The sequence below is a fragment of the Streptomyces sp. NPDC007088 genome (genome assembly GCF_042869355.1).
GTDB lineage: Bacteria > Actinomycetota > Actinomycetes > Streptomycetales > Streptomycetaceae > Streptomyces.
Map to the genome: position 1 here is coordinate 242,055 of NZ_JBIAFO010000002.1, position 22,780 is coordinate 264,834.

Below are 22,780 nucleotides of genomic sequence, written 5' to 3' on the forward strand. Positions count from 1 at the left end.
GGCACAAACCCCGGGGGATCAGTCGCCCTCGCGTCGCTCCCGGGTGGCGAGCAGCCGGCGCAGGGAGTACAGCCGGGACGGGTCGGCGTGCCCCTCGGCGACCCACGCGTCCAGCGCGCACTCCGGTTCGTCGTGCGAGCAGCCGCGCGGGCAGTTCGCCGTACCCGGCTCCAGATCGGGGAAGGCGAGCACGACCCGTGAGGGGTCCACGTGGTGCAGCCCGAAGGAGCGCACACCGGGAGTGTCCACGACCCAGCCGCCGCCCTCGGCGAGCGGCAGCGCGAGCGCGGAGGTCGTGGTGTGCCGGCCGCGACCGGTGACCGCGTTGACCACGCCCGTCGTACGCTGCCGGTCCGCGGCCACCAGGGCGTTGACCAGCGTCGTCTTGCCGACGCCCGAGTGCCCGACGAAGGCCGTGACCTTCCCCTCCAGCAGCGCGCGCACCCGCTGCGCCGCGTCCCCGTCGTACAGCTCCTCGCGGCTCGTGACGACGTAGGGCACGCCGAGCGGGGCGTAGGTCTCCAGGAGCGAGTCGGCCGAGGCGAGATCGGACTTGGTCAGTACGAGCAGCGGGGACAGGCCGCCGTCGTAGGCCGCGACCAGGCAGCGGTCGATCATGCGCGGACGCGGCTCGGGGTCGGCGAGCGCGGTGACGACGGCGAGCTGGTCGGCGTTGGCGACGACCACCCGTTCGTAGGGGTCGTCGTCGTCCGCCGTGCGGCGCAGGACCGAGGAACGCCCCTCGATCCGCACGATCCTGGCCAGGGTGTCCTTGGCCCCCGACAGGTCCCCGACCAGCGCCACCCGGTCACCGACCACGGCGGCCTTGCGGCCCAGCTCCCGGGCCTTCATGGCGAGCACCACCCGGTCCTCGACCAGGCAGGTGATGCGGCCCCGGTCCACGGTCAGCACCATGCCGCCCGCGGCGTCCTCGTGCTTGGGCCTGATGTGGGTACGCGGGCGGCTGCCCCGGCGGCCGGGGCGTACGCGGATGTCGTCCTCGTCGGGGTTCTTCCCGTAGCGGCGCATGAGAGTCCCGGCCGTCAGTTCCCGAGCATCCCGGTCCACAGATCGGGGAAGTCGGGCAGCGTCTTCGCGGTGGTCCCCACATTCTCGATCTCGACACCGGGAACCGCGAGGCCGAGGATCGCCCCGGCGGTGGCCATGCGGTGGTCGTCGTAGGTGTGGAAGACGCCGCCGCGCAGCGGGCGGGGCCGGATCACCAGGCCGTCGGCGGTCTCCGTGACGTCACCGCCCAGCTCGTTGATCTCCTTGGTGAGCGCCGCCAGCCGGTCCGTCTCGTGCAGCCGCAGGTGGGCGATGCCGCGCAGGGTGGACGGGGAGTCGGCGAGCGCCGCGACCGCCGCGAGACCGGGGGTCAGCTCCCCGACGTCGCTCAGGTCCACGTCGATGCCGTGCACCCGGCCGGAGCCGGTCAGGGCGAGGCCCTGCTCCGTCAGCTCGCAGGAACCACCCATCTCGGTGAAGATCTCCCGCAGCCGGTCACCGGGCTGCGTCGTGCGCAGCGGCCAGTCCGGGACCAGGACCCGGCCGCCCGTCACGAGGGCCGCCGCGAGGAAGGGCTGGGCGTTCGACAGGTCGGGCTCGACGGTCAGGTCGCGGCCCAGCAGGGCGCTCGGCGAGACCCGCCACACGTTCGCCTCGCCGCCCGTCTCCGGCTCGTCGACCTGCGCGCCGACACAGCGCAACATGTCGACGGTCATCCGGATGTGCGGCAGCGAGGGCAGCGAGGGGCCCGTGTGCCGGACCTCGACGCCCTGGTTGAAGCGCGGCGCCGACAGCAGCAGCGCGCTCACGAACTGGGAGGAACTGGAGGCGTCGATGTCGACCTTGCCGCCGTCGAGCGCGCCGCCGCCGTGCACGGTCAGCGGGAGCGCGCCGCGGCCCTCGTCCTCGATCCGGGCGCCGAGCGCGCGCAGCGCGTCGATCACGCCGTGCAGCGGCCGCTCGTAGGAGCGCGGGTCGCCGTCGAAGTGGACGGTGCCGTCGGCGAGCGTCGCGACCGGCGGGAGGAAACGCATGACCGTGCCCGCGTTGCCGACGTCCACCGTGGCGGGGCCGTGCAGGCCGGCCGGGATGATCCGCCAGGCCTCACCGCCGGCCGCCGGGTCCCCGGTCGCCGAGGAGCTGGAGGAGACCGTCTCCTCGATCTTGACGCCCATGGCGCGCAGCGCGCCCGCCATCAGGAGCGTGTCCCGGGAGCGCAGCGGGCGGCGCAGCCAGCCGGGCTCGGCGGCGAGCGCGGCGAGCACCAGCCCCCGGTTGGTGACCGACTTGGAGCCGGGCACCTGCACCGTCGCGTTGACGGGCCCGTCCGCGAGCGGGGCGGGCCAGAGGTCGGTAAGTGCTGGGGTCTCGGTCATGTCTTCACTTTAGTGGCTCCGGGTGAACCATCATCCTGATCAAAAGTGCTGAAACCGGACCGAAACAGAGAGATGGTAAGGGCATCCATCCTCCGCCGGCCCAGTCGTCGCCCCGTCCGCCCCGTCCGCCCCTGCCGTCCACCCGCCCGGCCGGGGCGGCGGCGGTTCCCGGGCCTCACAGATCCAGCAGCCAGCGCCCGCCGGCGACCAGGCAGCCGAGCGACACCGCGTGGAACAGCAGCAACCACAGCCCGGCCGGTACGTGGGTCAGTCGCGCGAGCTGGTCCGCGTCCGACTCCGGGGCCCCGCCGCCGCGCCGTTTCGCCTGGAGCTCGAAGGCCGGGCGCACCCCGCCCAGCAGCAGGAACCACACCGCCGCGTACGCGAAGAAGGACTGCACCTCCGGCTCGGTCAGCCAGGACACCAGGAGGAAGGCGCCGCCCGTGACGAACACCGTCAGCACCCCGTACGCGTTGCGGATCATCACCAGCATGAGCAGCAGCAGCGCGGTCGCCGCCCACAGCAGCAGCGTGATGTGGTGCGCGGCCAGCAGCCAGGCGCCGCCGAGTCCGAGCAGCGGGGGAGCGGTGTAGCCGGCCGCCGCCGTCAGGATCATGCCGATCCCGGTGGGCCGGCCCCGGCTCACCGTCAGGCCGGAGGTGTCCGAGTGCAGCCGGATGCCGTCCAGCCGGCGGCCGCTGAGCAGGGCGACCAGTCCGTGCCCGCCCTCGTGCGCGATCGTCACCGCGTTGCGGGACAGGCGCCATATCAGGCGCGGGCCCACCGCGAACAGGGCGAACAGCAGCGTCGTCAGGACGAGCCAGCGGGCGGGTTCCGGCTGGCTGCCGAACAGCCCGTCGGAGCCGTCCCAGAGTCCGGCGAGAGAGGTGGTGTGCATGGGGCGGAAGGCTCCTCGTGGCGCGCGCGGGCATGGCAGGCTGGCAGCTATGTGTGGACGGTATGCGGCCAGTCGTGGCCCCGAGGATCTCGCAGCCCTGTTCGAGGTGGAGAAGTGGGAGCCGGCCGAGACGCTCGCCCCGGACTGGAACGTCGCCCCGACCAAACAGGTCCCCGCGGTCCTCGCCCGCCCCCTGAAAGAGGAGGACGCCGATCCGCGCCGTCCGGTTCGCCAGCTGCGCCCCCTGAAGTGGGGGCTGGTGCCCTCGTGGTCCAAGACCCCGGAGGGCGGTGCCCGGATGATCAACGCCCGCGCCGAGACGGTGCACGAGAAGCCCTCCTACCGCCGGGCCTTCGCGGCCCGCCGCTGCCTCCTGCCCGCCGACGGCTACTACGAGTGGGTCACCGGCGCCGAGGAGCGGCAGCTGGAGGAGCGGGGGCGCAGGAAGCGGCCGCGGAAGCAGCCCTACTTCGTGACCCCCGCCGACGGCTCCGTCTTCGCGATGGCCGGGCTCTACGAGTTCTGGCGCGACCGGACCCTGCCCGACGACCACCCGGGCGCCTGGTGGGTCACCTGCACGGTGATCACGACCGAGGCCGAGACCGCGCCGCTCGCCGTCCCGCCCGCCGAGGGCCCCCGCTCGCTCGCCGACATCCACCCCCGTATGCCGCTCATGCTCACGCCCGACCGGTGGGAGGCGTGGCTGGACCCCGCCCGCACGGACGTCGACGGACTGCGGGAACTGCTCGCCCCGCCGCCCGAGGGCCTCATGCGGGCCTTCCCGGTCTCCACCGCCGTCAGCAACGTGCGCAACAACGGGCCGGAACTGCTCAAGGAACTGGAGGGACCGGAGGAGGAGACGCTGTTCTGACCCGCTCCTGACCCGCTTCTGAGTAGTTATGAGCGGTTCTGGGCCTCTCCGAGCCGCTCCGGGCCTTACAGGGTGGGGCCGCGCGGCCACGACCCACGTGCCGAGGAGGACCGCCGCGACCAGAGCCGGAGCGCGCCGGACACGACAATGGCGGGATGCACGAGGAAACCGTTCAGGCCCCCGCCGGGCCCGCCCGCGTCACCTGGCATCCCGCGCCGCGCCCCCGGCTCGTCCTCGCCCTCGGGCACGGGGCGGGCGGCGGTATCGAGGCACGCGATCTGCGGGCGCTGGCCGGGGCCCTTCCCCCGGACGGCGTCACCGTCGCCCTGGTGGAGCAGCCCTGGCGGGTGGCGGGGAAGAAGGTGGCGCCCGCGCCGAAGACCCTCGACGCGGGCTGGCACGCGGTGTGGCCGGCGCTCGCCGCGCCCGGACTGCCCGTCGTCGCCGGAGGGCGCAGCGCCGGGGCCAGGGTCGCCTGCCGGACGGCCGCCGCGCTGGGCGCCGCGGCCGTCCTCGCGCTGAGCTTCCCGCTGCACCCGCCGGGGCGCCCCGAGCGGAGCCGGGCGGAGGAACTGCTGGGCACCGGAGTGCCCACCCTCGTCGTGCAGGGCGGCAACGACCCCTTCGGGAAACCCGCCGAGTTCCCGCGCGGCGCGTACGAACTGGCCGGCATCCCGAACGGGGACCACGGCTTCGCCGTACCGAAGCGGGCGCCGCTGGGCCAGGAGGAGGCCGTGAGCCTGCTCACCCGCTCCGTCCGTCACTGGATCTCCGGCCTCGGTCGCGAGGCGTAGGGGCGGTCCCCGCGAGCACCCCCCGTGGGGCGGCGGAATAGTACGGGGACGACTCCTGTTGTGCCAGGCGTAGTTGCAGCCAAGCACGAGAGGAAGACCGCCGCATGGGATCCACCCTTTGCCCCAGTCGTAGGTCCACAGCCCTGGACTGGTCGGTCCTGCCCGCGGCGAAGACGACCCCTTTCAGCGGGCCGAGTGGCGTGGATCGTCCGGCCCCCCGGGCCGAAGGTCGACTATTCTCCGACACGAGCGCGCGGCCACTGAGGGGCGCCGCCACGGTGTCGGAGGAGGTGGGTCGGGTCACTGGGACCGACGCAGGGACGGAAGACGGCCAGGTGCGGCAGCCCGAGGAGTCGGCCGCCGAGCGCAGCGCGCGCTTCGAGCGGGACGCGCTCACGTTCCTCGACCAGATGTACTCGGCGGCGCTGCGCATGACGCGCAACCCCGCGGACGCCGAGGATCTGGTCCAGGAGACGTACGCGAAGGCGTACGGGTCGTTCCACCAGTTCCGCGAGGGCACCAACCTCAAGGCGTGGCTGTACCGCATCCTGACCAACACGTTCATCAACTCGTACCGCAAGAAGCAGCGTGAGCCGCAGCGCAGCGCCGCCGAGGAGATCGAGGACTGGCAGCTCGCGCGCGCCGAGTCGCACATGTCGACCGGGCTGCGCTCCGCCGAGTCGCAGGCGCTCGACCACCTGCCCGACTCCGACGTGAAGCGCGCGCTCCAGGCGATCCCCGAGGAATTCCGCATCGCGGTCTACCTCGCCGATGTAGAGGGCTTTGCCTACAAGGAGATCGCGGACATCATGGGGACACCCATCGGTACGGTGATGTCCCGGCTGCACCGAGGCCGCCGCCAGCTCCGCGGAATGCTGGAGGACTACGCCCGCGACCGCGGACTGGTCCCGGCCGGCGCCGGACAGCCGGACGACCTGAAAGGCTCGGGCTCATGAGCTGCGGAGAGCCGCACGAGACGGATTGCAGTGAGGTCCTCGACCACCTCTACGAGATCCTGGACCACGAGATCCCCGACGCCGAGTGCGTCAAGTACGAGGACCACTTCCAGGAGTGCAACCCCTGCCTGGAGAAGTACGGACTCGAACAGGCGGTCAAGCAGCTCGTCAAGCGCTGCTGCGGCCAGGACGACGTCCCCTCCGACCTGCGCGCCAAGGTCCTGGGCCGGATCGACCTGATCCGCTCCGGGCAGGCCGTGCCAGACCAGGACATCACGGCCTCCGTGGCCGACGTCCCGGGAACGGTCAAGGAGTCCTGAACCGTCGGCCGGGAGCGGACGGGCCGAGAAGGGCCGTGACCTCATGGGTCACGGCCCTTCCGCGCGTTCCGGACGGCCGCGCTCCCGCAGCCGCGGCGCGCCGGCGCCCCTCCCTCGCCTCCCCACACCGCGCGCCCGCGCACCCGGCATATGCCCGAGTGCGGCCGTACGCCCCCCGCTTCACCCGAACGCGTTAATCCCGGGCCGGGGAACGGGGGGAAGTCGCCGAAGCCGTCCTGAGCGTCCCGTCGCGCCCCTATTCTCCCCATCCTGTGGCCGGTGCGGGGCCGTCCCCCACCGGCCGGGGGCCGACGCGAGTTCGGCCCGGGGACCGGAGGGACCGGGCCCGCCGGGGGAGGCGCCATGAGGATGCTCACACCGTCCGCGCGGGTCCTCTCCCCGTCCGCGCGCGCCCTCGGCCTGGGCACCGCCCTGGCCGGTCTCGGCTGCGTCCTGCCCCTGCTCGCGACGCCGCTCGCGGTACGTCTGCCCTATCCGCAGGAACCCCCGTACTGGGGACGGATCGCGGTCCTCCTCGTGCTCCACGCGCTGTGCGAGCGGATTCCGCGCTGCCCCGTCCTCGGCAGCCGCGTGCCCCGGGGCATGGGCACCTTCTACCCCGTGCCGCTGTCCGGGGCGCTGCTGCTGCCCCCGGCGCAGGCCGCGCTGGTCGTCGTCCCCGGGGCGCTGCTCGCCGGGGCGGAGGGCCGGCCGGTGGCCGCGCGGAGGCTGTGGCGGCCCGCGCGGCTCGCCGTGGCCTGCGCGGCGGGCTCCTGCGCGCACCACCTGCTCGGCGGCCCCGGGGCCCTGTCGCGCGCCAGGCCGGACCTGCTGCTGCCCGCACTCGCCGCCGTCCTCGCCTTCTGGGCGGTCCTCGCCCTGCTCGACGGCGCGCTGCGCCGCAGCACGGACCGGCGGCCGGCGGCGGAAGCGGCCGCGCGGCGGGACGGGGCCGCGCTGCGCTCCCTCGCGGCCGTCCTCGTGCACGGCTGCGCAGCCCTCACCATGGCGCTGCTGTGGCTCAGCTCCTACGGACCACCGGCCGCGCTGCCCGCGCTGCTGCCCATGTACCTGTCCTGCTGGGTCTTCGCCCTCTACCACCAGGAACGCGCCGCGCACGAGGCCACGCTGCGCGCCCTCGTCCAGGCCGTCGACCTCAAGGACCGCTACACCCGGGGCCACGGACAGCGGGTGGGCCAGGCCGCCGCGATGATCGCGAGGGAGCTGGGCATGGACCCCGCGCGCGCCGAGGAACTGCGCCTCGCGGGCCTCCTGCACGACCTCGGCAAGCTCGCCGTGCCCACCCGCGTGCTGCGCAAGGACGGGCCGCTCACCGAGGAGGAGCGGGACCTGATCCGCCTGCACCCCGAGTACGGCCACGAGATGGTGCGCGACATCCGCTTCCTCGACGAGGCGCGGGCCGCGATCCTGCACCACCACGAGCGCTACGACGGCACCGGCTACCCGCACCGCCTCGGCGGCACCGGCATCCCCGAGGCCGCCCGGGTCGTGGCCGTCGCCGACGCCTTCGACGCGATGACCTCGACCCGCTCCTACAGCAGGGCCCGGCCCGTCGAGGTGGCCGTCGCCGAACTCGAACGCTGCGCGGGCAGCCACTTCGACCCGCGCGTGGTCGCCGCCTTCGTCCGCGCCCTGGCGAAGGAGGGCTGGCAGCCGGTCGTGCACGTCGGGCCGCAGACCCTCCCGCCGCCGCCGGGCGGGCCGGACCCGGCCGCCACCGAGGTACCGGCGGCCCGCCGCGACGGGCTCACCAGGAAGGGCGAGGCATGAACACGGCCGTGCCGCGCTCCGCGCCCCGCGCCCTGCTCCTGGTGTACGGCGCGGTGCTGGTCCTGGGCGCCACGGCCTGCGCCGGGACGGCGGCGGCCGGCGTCGACCGTCCGGGCACCGCGCTCGGCTTCGCGCTGCTGGTCGCCGTGGGCCAGGCCACCCGGCGCGAGAACGCCGAGGAGAGCGAACCGGCGCCGCTGGCCTCCGCCGCCGCCCTCGGCTACGGACTGCTCGCCACCGTCGCCGGGGCGCCGGCGCGGCACGGCGTGCTCCAGGTGATGGCCGTGGCCGTGACCGGGGCGCTGGCCGGCAGTCTCCCGCTGCTCGCGCTCGGCCGGGACCCCGGGCCCGAACGGCTCGCCCGCCGCCTGCTGACCCTCGCCTTCGTGGCGCTGCTGTGCCGCCCGCTGTACGCCGCGGGCGCCGCGCACGGGTACGAGATCGGCGGCGGTCCGCTGTTCGTGGCCTGGATCGTCCTCGTCGTCCTGCTCGCCGTCCTGTGCGACGCCACGCTCGCGGCCCTCCTGGAGCACGGCCGCACCCGCTGGCCGTACGGCGGACTGCTGCGCGAGGAGCTGCGCGCCCGGTGGGGCATCGGCTCCGCGGTGTGCGTGGCGGGCGCCGCGGCGGCCCTCGCGGTGGGCGTCGCCGGGGTGTGGGTGCTGCCGCTGATCGCCGTACCGATGTTCCTGGCACAGTTCTCCTTCGCGCGGTACGCCGCGGTGCGCGGGGTCTACCGGCAGACCATCGCCGCGCTGGCCCGCTCCACCGAGATCGCCGGGCACACCCCGCCGGGCCACGCCGCCCGGGTCGCCGCGCTGAGCCGGGCGATGGGCCGCGAGCTGGGACTGAGCGAGCGGCGGCTGACCGTCCTGGAGTACGCGGCGCTCATGCACGACATCGGGCAGCTGTCCCTGGTGGACCCGGTGCCGGGGGGCGCCACGAGCGGGCTGCCGGCCGCCCAGCAGCGCCGGATCGCCGTCCTGGGCGCCGAGGTGGCCCGGCAGGCCGGTGTCCCGGCCGAGGTCGCCGTCGTCGTGGAGCGGCAGGCCGACCCCTGTTACCGGCAGCCGCTGGGCGCGCGTATCGTGCGGGCCGCGAACGCGTACGACGAACTGGCCGCCGCCGAGCCCGGCGCGACCGGCGGGGCGGACGGGCCGGCCGGGTGCCCGCGGGCGCTGGAGCGGCTGCGCCGGGCCGCGGGGACCCAGTACGAGCCCGCCGTCGTCGAATGTCTGGCGAGGGTCGTGTCCCGAGGTGGCCTTAGCGGGCCCCGCACTGGGTAACCCATGGGTAATGAGCGGGCGTACGGCCGTCCGTGGTTGGATGCGAAGACAGGCGCCCGGGGGTGTTTGAGACCCCCTCGGACGCCGGACGTGCGGGAACAGGACCGTACGGAACCGGCCGGGAGAGCCCCGGGCGGCGAGGCCGGCCGGCCCGGGGGAACACGGGGGCGGCCGCCGGGAAGTCAACGGCAGCGGGGATGCAGGCGGGAATCGTGAGGATCTTCGGCAAGGGACGGCACAGGCCCTCCGCCTCCTGGCGGCAGGCCACGGACCGCGCGTTCACGCTGATCGGTGACGGCCGCTACGAGGACGCGGGAGCGCTGCTGACCCGCGCCGCCGACCTGGAGCCCTGGCTCTCGGAGTCGTGGTTCAACCTGGCGCTGCTGCACAAGTTCCGCCACGACTGGGAGCAGGCGAGGACCGCCGGGCTGCGCGCGGTGGCGCTGCTGGACCGTTCGGGCGGCGCCCCGGACTGGTGGAACGTGGGGATCGCCGCGACCGCCCTCCAGGACTGGCCGCTGGCCCGCCGGGCCTGGCAGGCGTACGGGCTGCGGATGCCGGCGAGCGCCGCCGCCGCGCCCGGTGAGCCGCCGACGGGGATGGACCTGGGCAGCGCCGCCGTGCGGCTGTCGCCCGAGGGCGAGGCCGAGGTGGTGTGGGGCAACCGTGTCGACCCGGCCCGGATCGAGGTGCTGTCGGTGCCGCTGCCCTCCTCGGGCCGCCGCTGGGGCGAGGTCGTGCTGCACGACGGGGTCCCCAACGGGGAGCGGACCACCGCGGGAGGCGAGTCCTTCCCGGTGTTCGACGAGATCGAGCTGTGGGCACCCTCCCCCGTGCCGACCTGGGTGGTGCTGCTCGAGGCGGCCACCGAGGAGGACCGGGACGCGCTGGAGAAGCTCGCCGCCGACGCCGGTTTCGCCGCCGAGGACTGGTCCTCCTCGGTACGGCTGCTGTGCCGCTCCTGTTCGGAGAGCCGGATGCCCAGCGAGGCGGGCGAGGGCGACCGCCAGGACCCGCACGACCACAGTGAGCCCGGTCACCCCGGGCCCCTCGGCCACCACAACCCGGGGGCCCGCTGGGCGCCCGAGCGGGAGTGCGGGATCGCCGCCCCCCGCGAGCTGGTGCGCGGGCTGCTGGACGGCTGGATCGCGGACAGCCCGGACTCCCGGGGCTGGCGCGATCTGGAAGAGGTCTGCTGAGGGCCGCACCGGGGCCGTAGGCTGTGCGGGCAGCAGAAGAGGGCTTGCGGGGCCGAGGCGGCCCGCGCGGCCCCGGGTTTCCAGGAAGGCAAAGCGGCGGACATGGCGCAGCAGGACACTGAGCAGGAGCAGGCGGAGCGGGGACAGGCGGGGGTGCTCCCGGTCGACGAGGAGGGCTTCGTCGTCGACACGGAGGACGCCGAGGAGCGCGAGGAGGCGCACCGCGCGCGCGGGACGGCCCGCCCGATCACCGTCGTCGGCAACCCGGTCCTGCACAAGGAGTGCCGGGACGTCACGGAGTTCGGCCCGGAGCTGGCCGCCCTCGTGGACGACATGTTCGCGAGCCAGCGGGCCGCCGAGGGGGTCGGCCTCGCGGCCAACCAGATCGGCGTCGACCTCAAGGTGTTCGTCTACGACTGCCAGGACGACGACGGGGTCCGCCACGTCGGCGTGGTCTGCAACCCGGTCCTGACGGAGCTGCCCGCCGAGCGCCGCCGGCTCGACGACTCGAACGAGGGCTGCCTCTCGGTGCCCACGGCCTACGCGGCGACCCCGCGTACCGACTACGCCGAGGTGACCGGGCAGGACGAGCAGGGGCACCCGGTCAAGGTGCGCGGCACCGGCTACTTCGCGCGCTGCCTCCAGCACGAGACCGACCACCTGTACGGCTACCTGTACATCGACCGGCTCTCGAAGCGGGACCGCAAGGACGCGCTGCGGCAGATGGCCGAGGGCACACCCCGCTACGAGACCGTGCCCAACGACTGACCGGTCGCGCCCGCGAGTGCGGCGCGCCCCTGACGAAGCGCCCGGCCGGGCCTTGCCTCCGGCCGGGCGCTTTGTCATATGCCGATAGTTCCTTTGGGGTTTACGAGGCGGAAGGAGGCGTGGAACTACCGATTCCGGTCAGTCCGGGGCGTGTTCCCGGCACCCGGAGATGATTCCTGGCCCAAATCTGTTCCCTTTCGGGTCAGTTGTAGGGCTGAATGGAAAGCGCTGTGTTTTACGACGGCCCGGACCGGGGACGGGGACCCGGTCCGAGCCGTCCGGCGCCCGAAAGGGGTTCGCTCGTGCCTGCTTTCCCGTCCAGTACTTCACCGACTCCGGCGGCGACGGTCCCTGCGGCCTTCCGGATCGCCGCGGTGGAAAGGGACTTCACTCGCCGTCTCCACGAGTATTGGCCAAAGCTTCAGGAGAAGTCGAGGCTCTGGGTCGTGGAAAAACGGCTCATGGACCCGGTCCGGGCCGAGGCCCACGTCGACGGGCTGCGCTACACCGACCTCGTGGCCGGCTACTACCTCGGCGCCTCCGAGGCGACGCTCAGCGCCATCGCGGACTTCAGCATCTGGTTCTTCGCGTGGGACGACCGGCACGACCGCGACGCGGTACACGGCCGGGACGCCGCCTGGAGCGCCCTGTGCGAGGACCTGCACCGCTCGCTCGACGCGCCCGCCTCCCACCTGCACCACGCCGACCCGCTGGTCGCGGCCTTCGCGGACTGCGTCCTGCGCATGGGCGCGTCGGCCGGGCCGGGCTGGCGTACCCGCTTCGCCCGCCACTTCCACCCGGTGATCGACGCCTACGACCGGGAGTTCGGCAACCGCACCGGGGCCACCGTGCCCACCGTGGACGAGTACGTGGCGCTGCGCCGGCTCACCTTCGGCCACGAGATCTGGCTCGACCTGCTGGAGGTGGTGGCCGGGGCCGAACTGCCCTGCGAGGTCCGCCACCACCCCGCCTACCGGGCCGCCGGTCTCGCCTGCCAGGACTTCTCGGCCTGGTACAACGACCTGTGTTCGCTGCCGAAGGAAATAGCGGGGGACGAGGTGCACAATCTCGGGATAAGTCTCATACGGCACGAGGAGCTGACCCTCGAAACAGCCGTCGCCGAAGTACGGAAAAGAGTCGAGGGCCGCGTCTCGGCATTCCTGGAAGCGGAAAGGGAGGTGACGGAGTTCGCGGAAACCCTCGCGGCCGGGGACGCCGGGGGCGGGGAACGGGGGGACGGTCTCCGCAATGCCGTTCTGTCATGCGTCGGGAATATGCGGAACTGGTTTCCGGCCGTCTACTGGTTCCACCACGAATCCGGACGCTACCGCGTGGACCACTGGAGCGATCCCGCCCTGCCGCCCTATGTGAACGACGACGACGGCCGCCCCGCCGCCCCGCGCCCGCCGGAAGGGGACCGCTGATGAACGACCGCCCCGTGCCCCTCGTCGGCGGCCGGCTCCCCGTGCTCGGCCACGCCCTGACGCTCGCCCGCGGACCGCTCGGCTTCCTCGCCGGACTGCGCGAGCACGGCGAAGTCGTCCGTATCGCGCTCGGCCCCAAGCAGGTCTACGCGGTGTGCGCCCCCGAACTGGTCGGCACCCTGCTCAGAAGCCCCGACTACGCGGTCGGCGGCCCCCTGTGGGACACCCTGGAGATCCTCCTCGGCAAGGGCGTCGCCACGAGCAACGGGGCGCTGCACCGCCGTCAGCGCCGTACGATCCAGCCCGCGTTCCGGCCCGACCGGATCGCCGCCTACGCCTCGGTCATGACCGAGGAGGCCGTCCGCACCGCCGAGGGCTGGCAGGAGGGTTCGGTCGTGGACATGGGCGCCGAGATGTTCCGCACCGGCGTCCGCATCGTCTCCCGCTCCCTCCTGGAGGTCGACGCGAGCGGCGAGCGCTCCGACCGGATCGCGGAGGCCCTGCACACCGTCTTCAGCGGCCTGTACCAGCGCATGGTCCTCTCCTTCGGACCGCTGCACCGGCTGCCGACCCCCGCCGCCCGGCGCTTCAACCGGGCCCTTACGGAACTGCACTCGCTGGTCGGCCAGATCATCGCGGACGGCAGGCGCGCGCACGAGGGCGGGGCCGAGGGCGACGGGGAGGACCTGCTCGCCGTCCTGCTGAGCGCCAGGGACGAGACGGGGGTCCCGCTGGCCGACCGGGAGATCCACGACAACGTCGTCTCGCTCGTCGTGGCCGCCGCCGAGAACGTCGCCGCGACCCTCGCCTGGACCTTCCTGCTGCTGACCGAACACCCCGAGTGGGAACGGCGGATAAGGGAGGAGGTGGATACCGTCGCACCGCGCCGCCCGGTGGATTTCGAGGATCTGCCCAAGCTCACGGCCACCCGGAATCTGCTGACCGAATCCATGCGGCTGCGCCCGGCCGCCTGGATATTCACCCGCAGAACAGTGGCGGAGACGGAACTGGGCGGCTACCGCATTCCGGCCGGAGCCGATGTGCTCTACTGCCCCTACGCCCTCCAGCGCGATCCGCGTTCCTTCGGGAATGCCACCGGCTTCGACCCGGACCGCTGGCTTCCCGAACGGGCCGCGCGGGTGCCGAAATACGCGATGATGCCCTTCGGGACCGGCAACCGGAAGTGCCCGGGAGACCACTACAGCCTCACCGAGACGGCGCTGGTCCTCGCCAACACCGTCCGCGACTGGCACGTCGAGACCGTCCCCGGGACGGTCAACGAGCCGAGGATCGGCATCACCCTCCAGCCCAAACGCGCCCTGCTGCGCCTGACCCGCCCCTGACCCGGCGAAGAGGAGCACGCGAAAGGCCCGTTCCCCCCGGGGGGAACGGGCCTTTCGCGGATCAGGAGGCGCCGGGCACGACGCGTACCCGGCCCGCCCGGAACCCGACTAGAAGTCGTCGTCGAAGGAGACCGAACCCTCGACCGCCACCTGATACGCCGAGGCGCGGCGCTCGAAGAAGTTGGTCAGCTCCTGCACGCCCTGGAGCTCCATGAAGGAGAAGGGGTTGCGCGAACCGTAGACCGGGGCGAAACCGAGCCGCTGAAGGCGCTGGTCGGCCACGCACTCCAGGTACTCCCGCATCGACTCCGTGTTCATGCCGGGCAGCCCCTCGCCGCACAGGTCACGGGCGAACTGCAGCTCCGCCTCCACGGCCTCGGCGAGCATGTCCTTGACCTCCTGCTCCAGGCGGTCGTCGAACAGCTCCGGCTCCTCCTTGCGGACGGTGTCCACGACGTCGAAGGCGAAGCTCATGTGCATCGTCTCGTCCCGGAACACCCAGTTGGTGCCGGTGGCCAGACCGTGCAGCAGTCCGCGCGAGCGGAACCAGTACACGTACGCGAAGGCGCCGTAGAAGAAGAGGCCCTCGATGCAGGCCGCGAAGCAGATCAGGTTGAGCAGGAAGCGCCGGCGGTCCGACCGGGACTGAAGCCGGTCGAGCTTCTCGACCTCGTCGATCCACTTGAAGCAGAACTCCGCCTTCTCACGGATCGACGGGATGTTCTCCACCGCCGCGAAGGCCGCCGCCCGGTCGTCCGGATCGGGCAGGTAGGTGTCGAGCAGCGTCAGGTAGAACTGGACGTGCACGGCCTCCTCGAACAGCTGACGGCTCAGGTACAGCCGCGCCTCCGGGGAGTTGATGTGCTTGTACAGCGTCAGCACCAGATTGTTGGCGACGATCGAGTCACCGGTGGCGAAGAAGGCCACCAGCCGGCCGATCAGGTGCTGCTCCATCGGCGAGAGCTTCGCGAGGTCGCTCACGTCCGAGTGGAGGTCCACCTCCTCGACGGTCCAGGTGTTCTTGATCGCGTCCCGGTAGCGCTCGTAGAAGTCCGGGTAGCGCATCGGACGCAGGGTCAGTTCGAAGCCCGGGTCGAGCAGGTTCTTCACGGCCTTGGCGCCGGGGGCGGCGGCCGCGGTGTTCTCTTCCGTGGGAGTGGTGGTCATTACTGGCAGGCCTCGCAGGACTCGGGGTTTTCCAGGGAGCAGGCGATCGCGTCCGCGTCGGGCACGGACTGCTGGGCGGGGACCGAGGCGGTGGCGGCCCCGGAACCGGCCGCGCGCGCGATCCGGGTCGCCGGACGCGAACGCAGGTAGTACGTGGTCTTGATGCCCTTCTTCCAGGCGTGCGCGTACATCGAGGACAGCTTCCCGATGGTCGGCGTCTCCATGAAGAGGTTGAGCGACTGCGACTGGTCGAGGAAGGCGGTCCGCTCGGCGGCCATGTCGATCAGCCCGCGCTGCGGAAGCTCCCAGGCGGTGCGGTACAGCTCGCGTACGTCCTCGGGAATCCAGTGGAAGCCGGCCACCGAGCCGTTCGCCTCGCGCAGCGCCTCACGGGTGCGCTCGTCCCACACGCCGAGCTTCTTGAGGTCGTTGACCAGATAGCCGTTGACCTGGAGGAACTCCCCGCTCAGCGTCTCGCGCTTGAACAGGTTGGAGACCTGCGGCTCGATGCACTCGTAGACACCGGCGATCGAGGCGATCGTCGCGGTCGGGGCGATCGCGAGCAGCAGCGAGTTGCGCATCCCGGTCCGCGCGATCCGCGCGCGCAGCGCCTCCCAGCGCTCCGGCCAGGTCCGCTCGACGTCGTAGTGGTCGGGGTGCAGCACCCCGCGCGCCGTGCGGGTCTTCTCCCACGCGGGCACCGGTCCGTGCTTCTCGGCGAGGTCGGCGGACGCCTCGTAGGCCGCGAGCATGATCCGCTCGGCGATCCGGGTGGACAGCGCCTTCGCCTGCGGGGAGCCGAAGGGCAGCCGCAGCTTGAAGAACACGTCCTGCAGGCCCATCGCGCCCAGACCCACCGGACGCCAGCGGGAGTTGGAGGTGGCGGCCTGGTCGGTCGGGTAGAAGTTGATGTCCACGACCCGGTCGAGGAAGGTCACGGCGGTGCGGACGGTCTCGTCCAGCCGCTCCCAGTCGATGTCCCCGTTCTCGACGAAGGCGCCCAGGTTCACCGAACCCAGGTTGCACACGGCCGTCTCGCCGTCGTCGGTGACCTCGATGATCTCCGTGCACAGGTTCGAGGAGTGCACGGTGTGACCGGGCTCGGCGGTCTGGTTCGCGGTGCGGTTGGAGTGGTCCTTGAAGGTGATCCAGCCCTGGCCGGTCTGCGCGAGGGTGCGCATCATGCGCCCGTACAGCTCGCGGGCCGGCAGCGTCCTGCGCGCCAGCCCGGCCGCCTCCGCCTCGCGGTACGCGGTCTCGAACTCCTCGCCCCACAGGTCGGTCAGCCCGGGGACGTCGGCCGGGGAGAACAGCGACCACTCGGAGTCCTCGGCGACCCGGCGCATGAACTCGTCCGGGACCCAGTGCGCGAGGTTGAGGTGGTGGGTGCGGCGCTGGTCCTCGCCCGTGTTGTCGCGCAGCTCCAGGAACTCCTCGATGTCGGAGTGCCAGGTCTCCAGGTACACCGCCGCGGCGCCCTTGCGCCGGCCGCCCTGGTTGACCGCCGCGACCGAGGAGTCCAGCGTCTTCAGGAAGGGCACGATGCCGTTCGAGTGGCCGTTGGTGCCCCGGATCAGCGAACCGCGGCCGCGGATACGGGAGTACGCGATGCCGATCCCACCCGCGTGCTTGGACAGCCGGGCCACCTGGAGGTAGCGCTCGTAGATCGAGTCCAGCTCGTCCTTCGGCGAGTCCAGCAGGTAGCACGAGGACATCTGCGGGTGCTGCGTACCGGAGTTGAACAGCGTGGGGGAGGAGGGCAGGTAGTCGAGGCGGCTCATCAGCCGGTACAGCGAGGCCACCTCGTCCACCGCGGCCGCCGACTCGTCCGCCGCCAGGCCCGAGGCCACGCGCAGCATGAAGAACTGCGGAGTCTCGATCACCTTGCGGGTGATCGGGTGGCGCAGCAGGTAGCGGCTGTAGAGGGTGCGCAGGCCGAAGTAGCCGAAGCGGTCGTCGCCCTCCAGGTCGATCAGCGCGTCGAGCCGCTCGGCGTGCAGTGCGCAGAAGCGGGCCGTGCTGTCACCGATCAGGCCCTCGCGGTGGCCGACGGCGACCGACTCGGCATAGGTGTGCGCGCCCTGGCTGCGGGCCTCCTCGGTGATGCCGAGGGTCAGCAGCCGGGCGGCGAGCCGCGAGTAGGCGGGGTCCTCCGAGATGAGACCGGCGGCGGCCTCGGTCGCCAGTTCGCGCAGCTCCGCCTCGTCGGCGTGGGCGCTGCGGCCGCGCAGGGCGGCGGCGGCGACCCGGCCGGGGTCGGTGTCGGGGAGATCGGCGGTGAGATTCGTCAGGGTCCGCAACAGGGCGGTTCCCGGAAGATCCTGTTCGGCCGTGACCGCTGAAGCGGGATCTGCTGGCGCGATGGTCACTGTGTGGCTCTCCCTCGCTCGGCTGTGGGCCGGCGGGAGGCAGCGGGGAGCGGCGCACGGGCCCGGGGCAGGGCGGGGCGACACATCCACCGGCCCACTCCGCGAGGCCCGGACGTCTGGGCGCCAGGGCCGGTCGGTCCTTGGCGCGCTGTCGGCAGGACCTCGGACTCGGGCGTGCAAAAGGCGCACCACACACCGTTGCGGGACAGTTCCGGATTCGCACCGGATTCCCCTGCGACGACAGCGAGACTGAGCATACATGTGGGGTGGGTGGGCTGAGGGAGACCCCAGATGTTGTGTCGAGGCGGGCGAAGGTCACGTACCGGCCAAGCCTTGTGGAGTGCCGACAAGGGGGCGTTCCCCGGCCCGCGCAGCGGCCCGACCCGAGGCCGCCGCGCGGTGTGCGGGCTCCACAAGCGGCCCCCGTCCCCGTCCGCGAAAACTCGGATCGCGGGAGGTGCGGGGCCGGGCCCGGCGGCCCGCGCGGACACCGGACGGGCCCGGAGGAGGAAGCCCGCGCCCCTCCTCCGGGCCCGTCCGTGAGGCCCTCCGGATCCCTGTGCCGGGGCGTCAGTGACCGGCCGGGGCTCCCGCCGTCGCGGGCGGCAGCTCCTCCCGCACGCCCGGGTCGCCCGCGTCCACGACGTAGTCCGAGGGAACCGTCTCGTCGACGCCGTCAGGGGCCTTCAGGGCCCGCAGGACGACCGTGAGGACCAGCGTGACGACCAGATTCAGCACGATGGCCGTCATGCCGATGTAGCCGATCTCTCCGAGCCCGGGAATCTCCTTCGAGGAGCCCCCGAAGTGGTCCTGGGTGGGGCTGGCCACGGTCCAGGCCGCCCACGTCCCGTAGGCCATGCCGACCGCCCAGCCCGTGAGCAGCGCCCAGCGGTGGAACCAGCGGGTGAACAGGCCGCCCACGAGCGAGGGCAGGGTCTGCAGAATCCAGATGCCGCCCAGCAGCTGGAAGTTGATCGCCACCGTCTTGTCCATACCGAGGACGAAGATCAGCGCGCCCACCTTGACCAGCAGCGAGACCAGCTTGGAGACCTTGGCCTCCTGGGCCGGGGTCGCGTCCGGCTTCAGGAAGTCCTTGTAGATGTTGCGGGTGAACAGGTTCGCGGCCGCGATCGACATGATGGCCGCGGGCACCAGCGCCCCGATTCCGATGGCCGCGAAGGCGACCCCGGTGAACCAGTCCGGGAACATGTCCTCGAACAGCTGCGGGATGGCGAGCTGCCCGTTGTCGACCTTCACGCCCGCCGCGATCGCCATGAAGCCCAGCAGGGCGAGCAGCCCCAGCATGAGCGAGTACAGCGGCAGGATCGTCGTGTTGCGCCGGATCACGTTCCGCTTGCTGCTGGAGAGCGTCGCGGTGATCGAGTGCGGGTACATGAACAGCGCTAGCGCCGAGCCGAGCGCCAGGGTCGCGTACCCCCACTGCCCCTTCTCCCCGGGGAAGAGCGCGCCCTTGGGCTGTCCGGTCGCCGGGTTCTTCTGGGAGAGCGCGTCGCCGGCCTTCGCGAAGACGTCGTCGAAACCGCCGAGCTTGACCGGGATGTAGATGATCGCGACCGCGATCACGAGGTAGATCAGCCCGTCCTTGACGAAGGCGATCAGCGCGGGCGCCCGCAGCCCCGAGGAGTACGTGTACGCCGCGAGAACGGCGAAAGCGATCAAAAGTGGCAGGTCCTTGACAAACCAGTTCGTGTCCTCCCCGCCGCCCACGCCCATGACGTCCAGGACCGCCTGGATGCCGACGAGTTGCAGGGCGATGTACGGCATCGTGGCGAGGATGCCGGTCAGCGCCACCGCGAGCGAGAGCCCCTTCGAGCCGAAGCGCCCGCGCACGAAGTCGGAGGTGGTGACGTAGCCGTGGCGGTGCGAGACCGACCACAGCCGCGGCAGGAAGGTGAAGATCAGCGGATAGACCAGGATGGTGTACGGCACGGCGTAGAAGCCGGCCGCCCCGCCCGCGTAGATCGCCGCGGGCACCGCGACGAAGGTGTACGCGGTGTAGAGGTCGCCGCCGAGCAGGAACCATGTCACCCAGGTCCCGAAGGACCGGCCGCCCAGGCCCCATTCGTCGAGGCTCTCGGTACTGGCCCGCCGCCAGCGCGCCGCCATGAAGCCCATGACGGTGACCGCGACGAAGAAGAGGATGAAGATCGTCAGAGCGACCCCGTTGACGCCGTCCTTCATCGGGGCTCACCTCCGCGAGCGGCACGCCGGGTGCGCTGGTCGTGCTGCCAGAGTTTGTAGGCCAGCAGGGTCAGCGCGCTGGAGACGAACACCCAGAGCATCTGGTACCAGTAGAAGAAGGGGATGCCGATGAAGGCCGGGTCGATCCTCGCGTACGAACCCACCCACAACATCGCCACGAACGGCGCGAGCAGGCACAGTCCGACCACGACTCTCAGCGGGGTCACGACGGGCTGCCGCACGCCACCTCCCCCCGGGTTCGGCTTTGTCTCCACTTCCCGCGCCATGTCCTGCTCCGTCCCCTCCGTCGCCCGCGCGCACTCCGCTGTGCGCCGGGTCGCCCCCGTCGATCAGGGCGCGACGGGCGAAATCTAGGCGACGTAAAGGCGTTGTGAAACCCCCGTACCGCATAACGGACGCCGCGCCGGGGGCGCCGGCGGGGGCGCCCGTGACGGGAGAGGGCGGGGCGGGCGGCGAGGGGGACCCGCCGGACCTCAGTCCGGGCGCTTGAGCCGGGCCACGAACTTGTAGCGGTCGCCCCGGTACACCGAGCGCACCCACTCCACCGGCTCGCCGCGTCCGTCCACCGAGTGGCGCGAGAGCAGGAGCATCGGCAGGCCCACGTCGGTGCCCAGCAGCCCGGCCTCGCGCGGGGTGGCCAGCGAGGTCTCGATGGTCTCCTCGGCCTCGGCGAGCCGCACGTCGTACACCTCGGCGAGGGCGGTGTAGAGCGAGGTGTACTTGACGAGCGAACGGCGCAGCGCGGGAAAGCGCTTGGCCGACAGGTGGGTGGTCTCGATCGCCATCGGCTCGCCGCTCGCCAGCCGCAGCCGTTCGATGCGCAGGATGCGCCCGCCGCTGGTGATGTCCAGCAGTCCGGCCAGGGTGTCGTCGGCCGTGACGTAGCCGATGTCGAGCAACTGCGAGGTGGGTTCGAGTCCTTGGGCCCGCATGTCCTCGGTGTACGAGGTGAGCTGGAGGGCCTGCGAGACCTTCGGCTTGGCGACGAAGGTGCCCTTGCCCTGGATGCGCTCCAGGCGCCCCTCGACGACGAGTTCCTGCAGCGCCTGACGGACCGTCGTGCGCGAGGTGTCGAACTCGGCGGCCAGGGTGCGCTCGGGCGGGACCGGGGTGCCGGGCGGCAGGGTCCGGGTCATCTCCTGCAAGTGCCGTTTGAGGTGGTAGTACTTGGGGACGCGAGCGGTCCTCGTCGCGGCCGTCGGCTCAGCCGCGCCCGGGAAAGTCGCCCTCGCTCCGGTCCTGCCCCCGTCGGTGCCCATCGTCTGCCTCTCCGGCCGCTGTCCACTGCCGCTCGCGAATCCCGCCCGCCGCGGGCCCCATCGTGGCACGATCCTGGGAGACCGCGTCCGCCGAGGGCGGCCCGGACCGTCTCCCCACTCCCGCGGTGACGGCCCGGGGCCCGGGTCCCGGACCGTCGGGCCGGGGGTGTGCGAGGCGGGTCCGCCCCGGGCAAGGTGTCGGTCCCATAACAGAGACCGCAGCCCCTCTTATACACCCTTGACACCCCTAAAGGTCTAGGCCAAGCTCCCGGTACTGGTCTACACCATTAATGATCAGGTCCCAGTCCCGCGAGCCGTACATGTCGTATGCCGTCGCAGTGGGTGGGGGGTTGAAGGCATCCCTGAGGAGGGTGGCGTGAAGCGCAAGCTCATCGCGGCGATAGGCGTCGCGGGCATGTTGGTCTCGATCGCGGCGTGCGGAAGCGACGACGGCGGGGACGGGGACAGCGGCAAGAAGGCCGGCGCCGAGGGCTACAAGGGTCAGACGCTGACCGTGTGGGCCATGGACGGCTCCTCGCCCGACGGCTGGCAGAAGGACCTCAAGGCCGCCTTCGAGAAGAAGACCAAGGCGAAGCTCAAGTTCGAGGTCCAGCAGTGGAACGGTATTCAGCAGAAGCTGACCACCGCCCTGTCGGAGGACAACCCGCCGGACGTCTTCGAGATCGGCAACACCCAGACCGCGTCCTACGCCGAGAGCGGCGGCCTGGCCGACCTGAGCGACCTCAAGTCCTCGATCGGCTCCGACTGGACTGAGTCGCTCAACAAGTCGGCCGTGGTGGACGGCAAGCAGTACGCCGCCCCGTGGTACATCGTCAACCGCGTGGTCCTCTACAACAAGAAGGTCTGGGCGGACGCCGGCCTCAAGGACACCCCCAAGACGCGGGACGAGTTCTACAAGGACCTCAAGCAGATCGGTGAGAAGACCGACGCCGAGCCGATCTACCTGCCCGGCCAGAACTGGTACCACTTCGTCGGCCTGACCGTCGGCGAGGGCGCCGAGCTGGTCAAGAAGGACGGCGACAAGTACGTCTCCAACCTGGCCGACCCCAAGGTCGCCGCCGCCATGGAGACCTACAAGAAGTTCCAGGCGCTCTCCAAGGCCCCCAAGGACAAGGACGAGGCCACCCCGCAGCAGGGTGAGGTCTTCGCCAAGGGCAAGACCGGCGCGTTCATCGGCATGGGCTGGGAGGCCGGTATCGCCATCAAGGCGAACCCGGCCATCGAGAAGGAGATCGGCTACTTCACGATCCCCGGTGCCACCGCCGACAAGCCCGAGGGCGTCTTCCTGGGCGGCTCCAACCTGGCCGTGGCCGAGGGCAGCAAGAAGAAGGAGCTCGCCAAGGAGTTCCTGAAGCTCGCGCTCTCCGACAAGTTCGAGGGACAGCTCGCCAAGGAAGGCGGCGTCATCCCGAACAAGACCTCGCTGGAGTCCAACCTCAAGGGCAACGCGGCCGCCGAGGCCGCCGCCCCGGCCGCCCCGGGCGGCGGCACCACGCCGCTGATCCCGGAGTGGGCCCCGGTCGAGAACGCGCCGAACCCGATCAAGACCTACATGACGGCCGTGCTCAAGGGGAAGTCCCCGGCCGCCGCCGCCAAGCAGGTCGAGGGCGAGTTCAACAAGCGCCTCTCGCAGGCGCAGTAACAAGGCCCCCGGCCGGGGGCGGGGAGGACCGGGTCCGGTACCCGGCGCGGTGACCACCGCGCCGG

At 72.1% G+C, this 22,780-nt stretch carries 19 protein-coding genes and 1 riboswitch; of the genes, 11 read left to right on the plus strand and 8 right to left on the minus strand.

All coding sequences use genetic code 11. From position 1 onward, the window contains the following. Positions 1-18: 18 nt before the first annotated feature. The 3 genes from rsgA to ACFYMP_RS04190 all read right to left on the minus strand — a co-directional run bounded on the left by rsgA (position 19) and on the right by ACFYMP_RS04190 (position 3,282). Positions 19-1,029 carry a ribosome small subunit-dependent GTPase A gene (gene rsgA / locus ACFYMP_RS04180; protein WP_388850183.1) on the minus strand — a complete coding sequence of 337 codons (1,011 nt, stop codon included), beginning with the start codon at positions 1,027-1,029 and terminating at the stop codon, positions 19-21. 14 nt (positions 1,030-1,043) lie between these two features. After that, the gene (gene aroA, locus ACFYMP_RS04185) at positions 1,044-2,384 is read right to left on the minus strand and encodes a 3-phosphoshikimate 1-carboxyvinyltransferase (protein ID WP_388850186.1); all 1,341 of its coding nucleotides are present in this window, start codon (positions 2,382-2,384) and stop codon (positions 1,044-1,046) included. Between the two features lie 175 nt (positions 2,385-2,559). Continuing rightward, a complete protein-coding gene (locus ACFYMP_RS04190; protein WP_388850189.1) occupies positions 2,560-3,282 on the minus strand; it encodes a M50 family metallopeptidase in 723 nt (240 codons plus the stop codon). A gap of 49 nt (positions 3,283-3,331) precedes the next feature. Between ACFYMP_RS04190 and ACFYMP_RS04195 the strand changes: the two genes are divergently transcribed. The 10 genes from ACFYMP_RS04195 to ACFYMP_RS04240 all read left to right on the plus strand — a co-directional run bounded on the left by ACFYMP_RS04195 (position 3,332) and on the right by ACFYMP_RS04240 (position 14,034). Then, on the plus strand, positions 3,332-4,153 hold the full coding sequence (locus ACFYMP_RS04195; protein WP_388850192.1) for an SOS response-associated peptidase: 822 nt from the start codon (positions 3,332-3,334) through the stop codon (positions 4,151-4,153). Positions 4,154-4,308: 155 nt separating this feature from the next. Then, positions 4,309-4,947, plus strand: coding sequence for an alpha/beta family hydrolase (locus ACFYMP_RS04200; protein ID WP_388850195.1), 639 nt, complete (start codon positions 4,309-4,311; stop codon positions 4,945-4,947). A gap of 290 nt (positions 4,948-5,237) precedes the next feature. Then, complete coding sequence (locus ACFYMP_RS04205) at positions 5,238-5,903, plus strand: sigma-70 family RNA polymerase sigma factor (RefSeq protein WP_363148693.1); 666 nt, start codon at positions 5,238-5,240, stop codon at positions 5,901-5,903. Then, positions 5,900-6,223, plus strand: coding sequence for a mycothiol system anti-sigma-R factor (gene rsrA, locus ACFYMP_RS04210; RefSeq protein ID WP_388850199.1), 324 nt, complete (start codon positions 5,900-5,902; stop codon positions 6,221-6,223). The genes ACFYMP_RS04205 and rsrA overlap by 4 nt, the downstream gene beginning before the upstream one ends. 363 nt (positions 6,224-6,586) lie before the next feature. Then, positions 6,587-8,014: an HD-GYP domain-containing protein gene (locus ACFYMP_RS04215; protein WP_388850202.1), complete on the plus strand. Its 1,428-nt coding sequence runs from the start codon at positions 6,587-6,589 to the stop codon at positions 8,012-8,014. Continuing rightward, positions 8,011-9,300 carry an HD-GYP domain-containing protein gene (locus tag ACFYMP_RS04220; RefSeq protein WP_388850205.1) on the plus strand — a complete coding sequence of 430 codons (1,290 nt, stop codon included), beginning with the start codon at positions 8,011-8,013 and terminating at the stop codon, positions 9,298-9,300. Before ACFYMP_RS04215 ends, ACFYMP_RS04220 begins: the two co-directional genes overlap by 4 nt. Positions 9,301-9,497: 197 nt before the next feature. Further along, positions 9,498-10,499 (plus strand): tetratricopeptide repeat protein, encoded by a 1,002-nt coding sequence (locus ACFYMP_RS04225; protein WP_388850208.1) that lies wholly within the window; start codon positions 9,498-9,500, stop codon positions 10,497-10,499. Between the two features lie 102 nt (positions 10,500-10,601). Then, a complete protein-coding gene (def, locus tag ACFYMP_RS04230; protein ID WP_388850211.1) occupies positions 10,602-11,267 on the plus strand; it encodes a peptide deformylase in 666 nt (221 codons plus the stop codon). Positions 11,268-11,569: 302 nt separating this feature from the next. Further along, positions 11,570-12,691, plus strand: a complete 1,122-nt coding sequence (locus tag ACFYMP_RS04235) for a multidrug MFS transporter (RefSeq protein WP_388850214.1) — start codon at positions 11,570-11,572, stop codon at positions 12,689-12,691. Further along, positions 12,691-14,034, plus strand: coding sequence for a cytochrome P450 (locus ACFYMP_RS04240; protein ID WP_388850217.1), 1,344 nt, complete (start codon positions 12,691-12,693; stop codon positions 14,032-14,034). The genes ACFYMP_RS04235 and ACFYMP_RS04240 overlap by 1 nt, the downstream gene beginning before the upstream one ends. 108 nt (positions 14,035-14,142) lie before the next feature. Here the strand turns inward: ACFYMP_RS04240 and ACFYMP_RS04245 are convergent, their stop codons facing one another. The 5 genes from ACFYMP_RS04245 to ACFYMP_RS04265 all read right to left on the minus strand — a co-directional run bounded on the left by ACFYMP_RS04245 (position 14,143) and on the right by ACFYMP_RS04265 (position 21,052). After that, positions 14,143-15,201: a ribonucleotide-diphosphate reductase subunit beta gene (locus ACFYMP_RS04245; RefSeq protein ID WP_388850220.1), complete on the minus strand. Its 1,059-nt coding sequence runs from the start codon at positions 15,199-15,201 to the stop codon at positions 14,143-14,145. Next, on the minus strand, positions 15,201-17,570 hold the full coding sequence (locus ACFYMP_RS04250) for a ribonucleoside-diphosphate reductase subunit alpha (RefSeq protein WP_388850223.1): 2,370 nt from the start codon (positions 17,568-17,570) through the stop codon (positions 15,201-15,203). The genes ACFYMP_RS04245 and ACFYMP_RS04250 overlap by 1 nt, the downstream gene beginning before the upstream one ends. 135 nt (positions 17,571-17,705) lie before the next feature. After that, positions 17,706-17,839, minus strand: a riboswitch (cobalamin riboswitch). A 301-nt stretch (positions 17,840-18,140) separates the two neighbouring features. Continuing rightward, positions 18,141-19,772 (minus strand): monocarboxylate uptake permease MctP, encoded by a 1,632-nt coding sequence (gene mctP, locus ACFYMP_RS04255; RefSeq protein WP_388850226.1) that lies wholly within the window; start codon positions 19,770-19,772, stop codon positions 18,141-18,143. Next, positions 19,769-20,059: a DUF3311 domain-containing protein gene (locus tag ACFYMP_RS04260; RefSeq protein ID WP_388850229.1), complete on the minus strand. Its 291-nt coding sequence runs from the start codon at positions 20,057-20,059 to the stop codon at positions 19,769-19,771. Before ACFYMP_RS04260 ends, mctP begins: the two co-directional genes overlap by 4 nt. A gap of 207 nt (positions 20,060-20,266) precedes the next feature. Next, the gene (locus tag ACFYMP_RS04265) at positions 20,267-21,052 is read right to left on the minus strand and encodes a GntR family transcriptional regulator (protein WP_388850232.1); all 786 of its coding nucleotides are present in this window, start codon (positions 21,050-21,052) and stop codon (positions 20,267-20,269) included. A gap of 376 nt (positions 21,053-21,428) precedes the next feature. On the opposite strand from ACFYMP_RS04265, the gene ACFYMP_RS04270 reads away from it, so the two are divergent. Beyond that, positions 21,429-22,715, plus strand: coding sequence for an extracellular solute-binding protein (locus ACFYMP_RS04270; RefSeq protein WP_388850235.1), 1,287 nt, complete (start codon positions 21,429-21,431; stop codon positions 22,713-22,715). Positions 22,716-22,780: the final 65 nt, after the last annotated feature.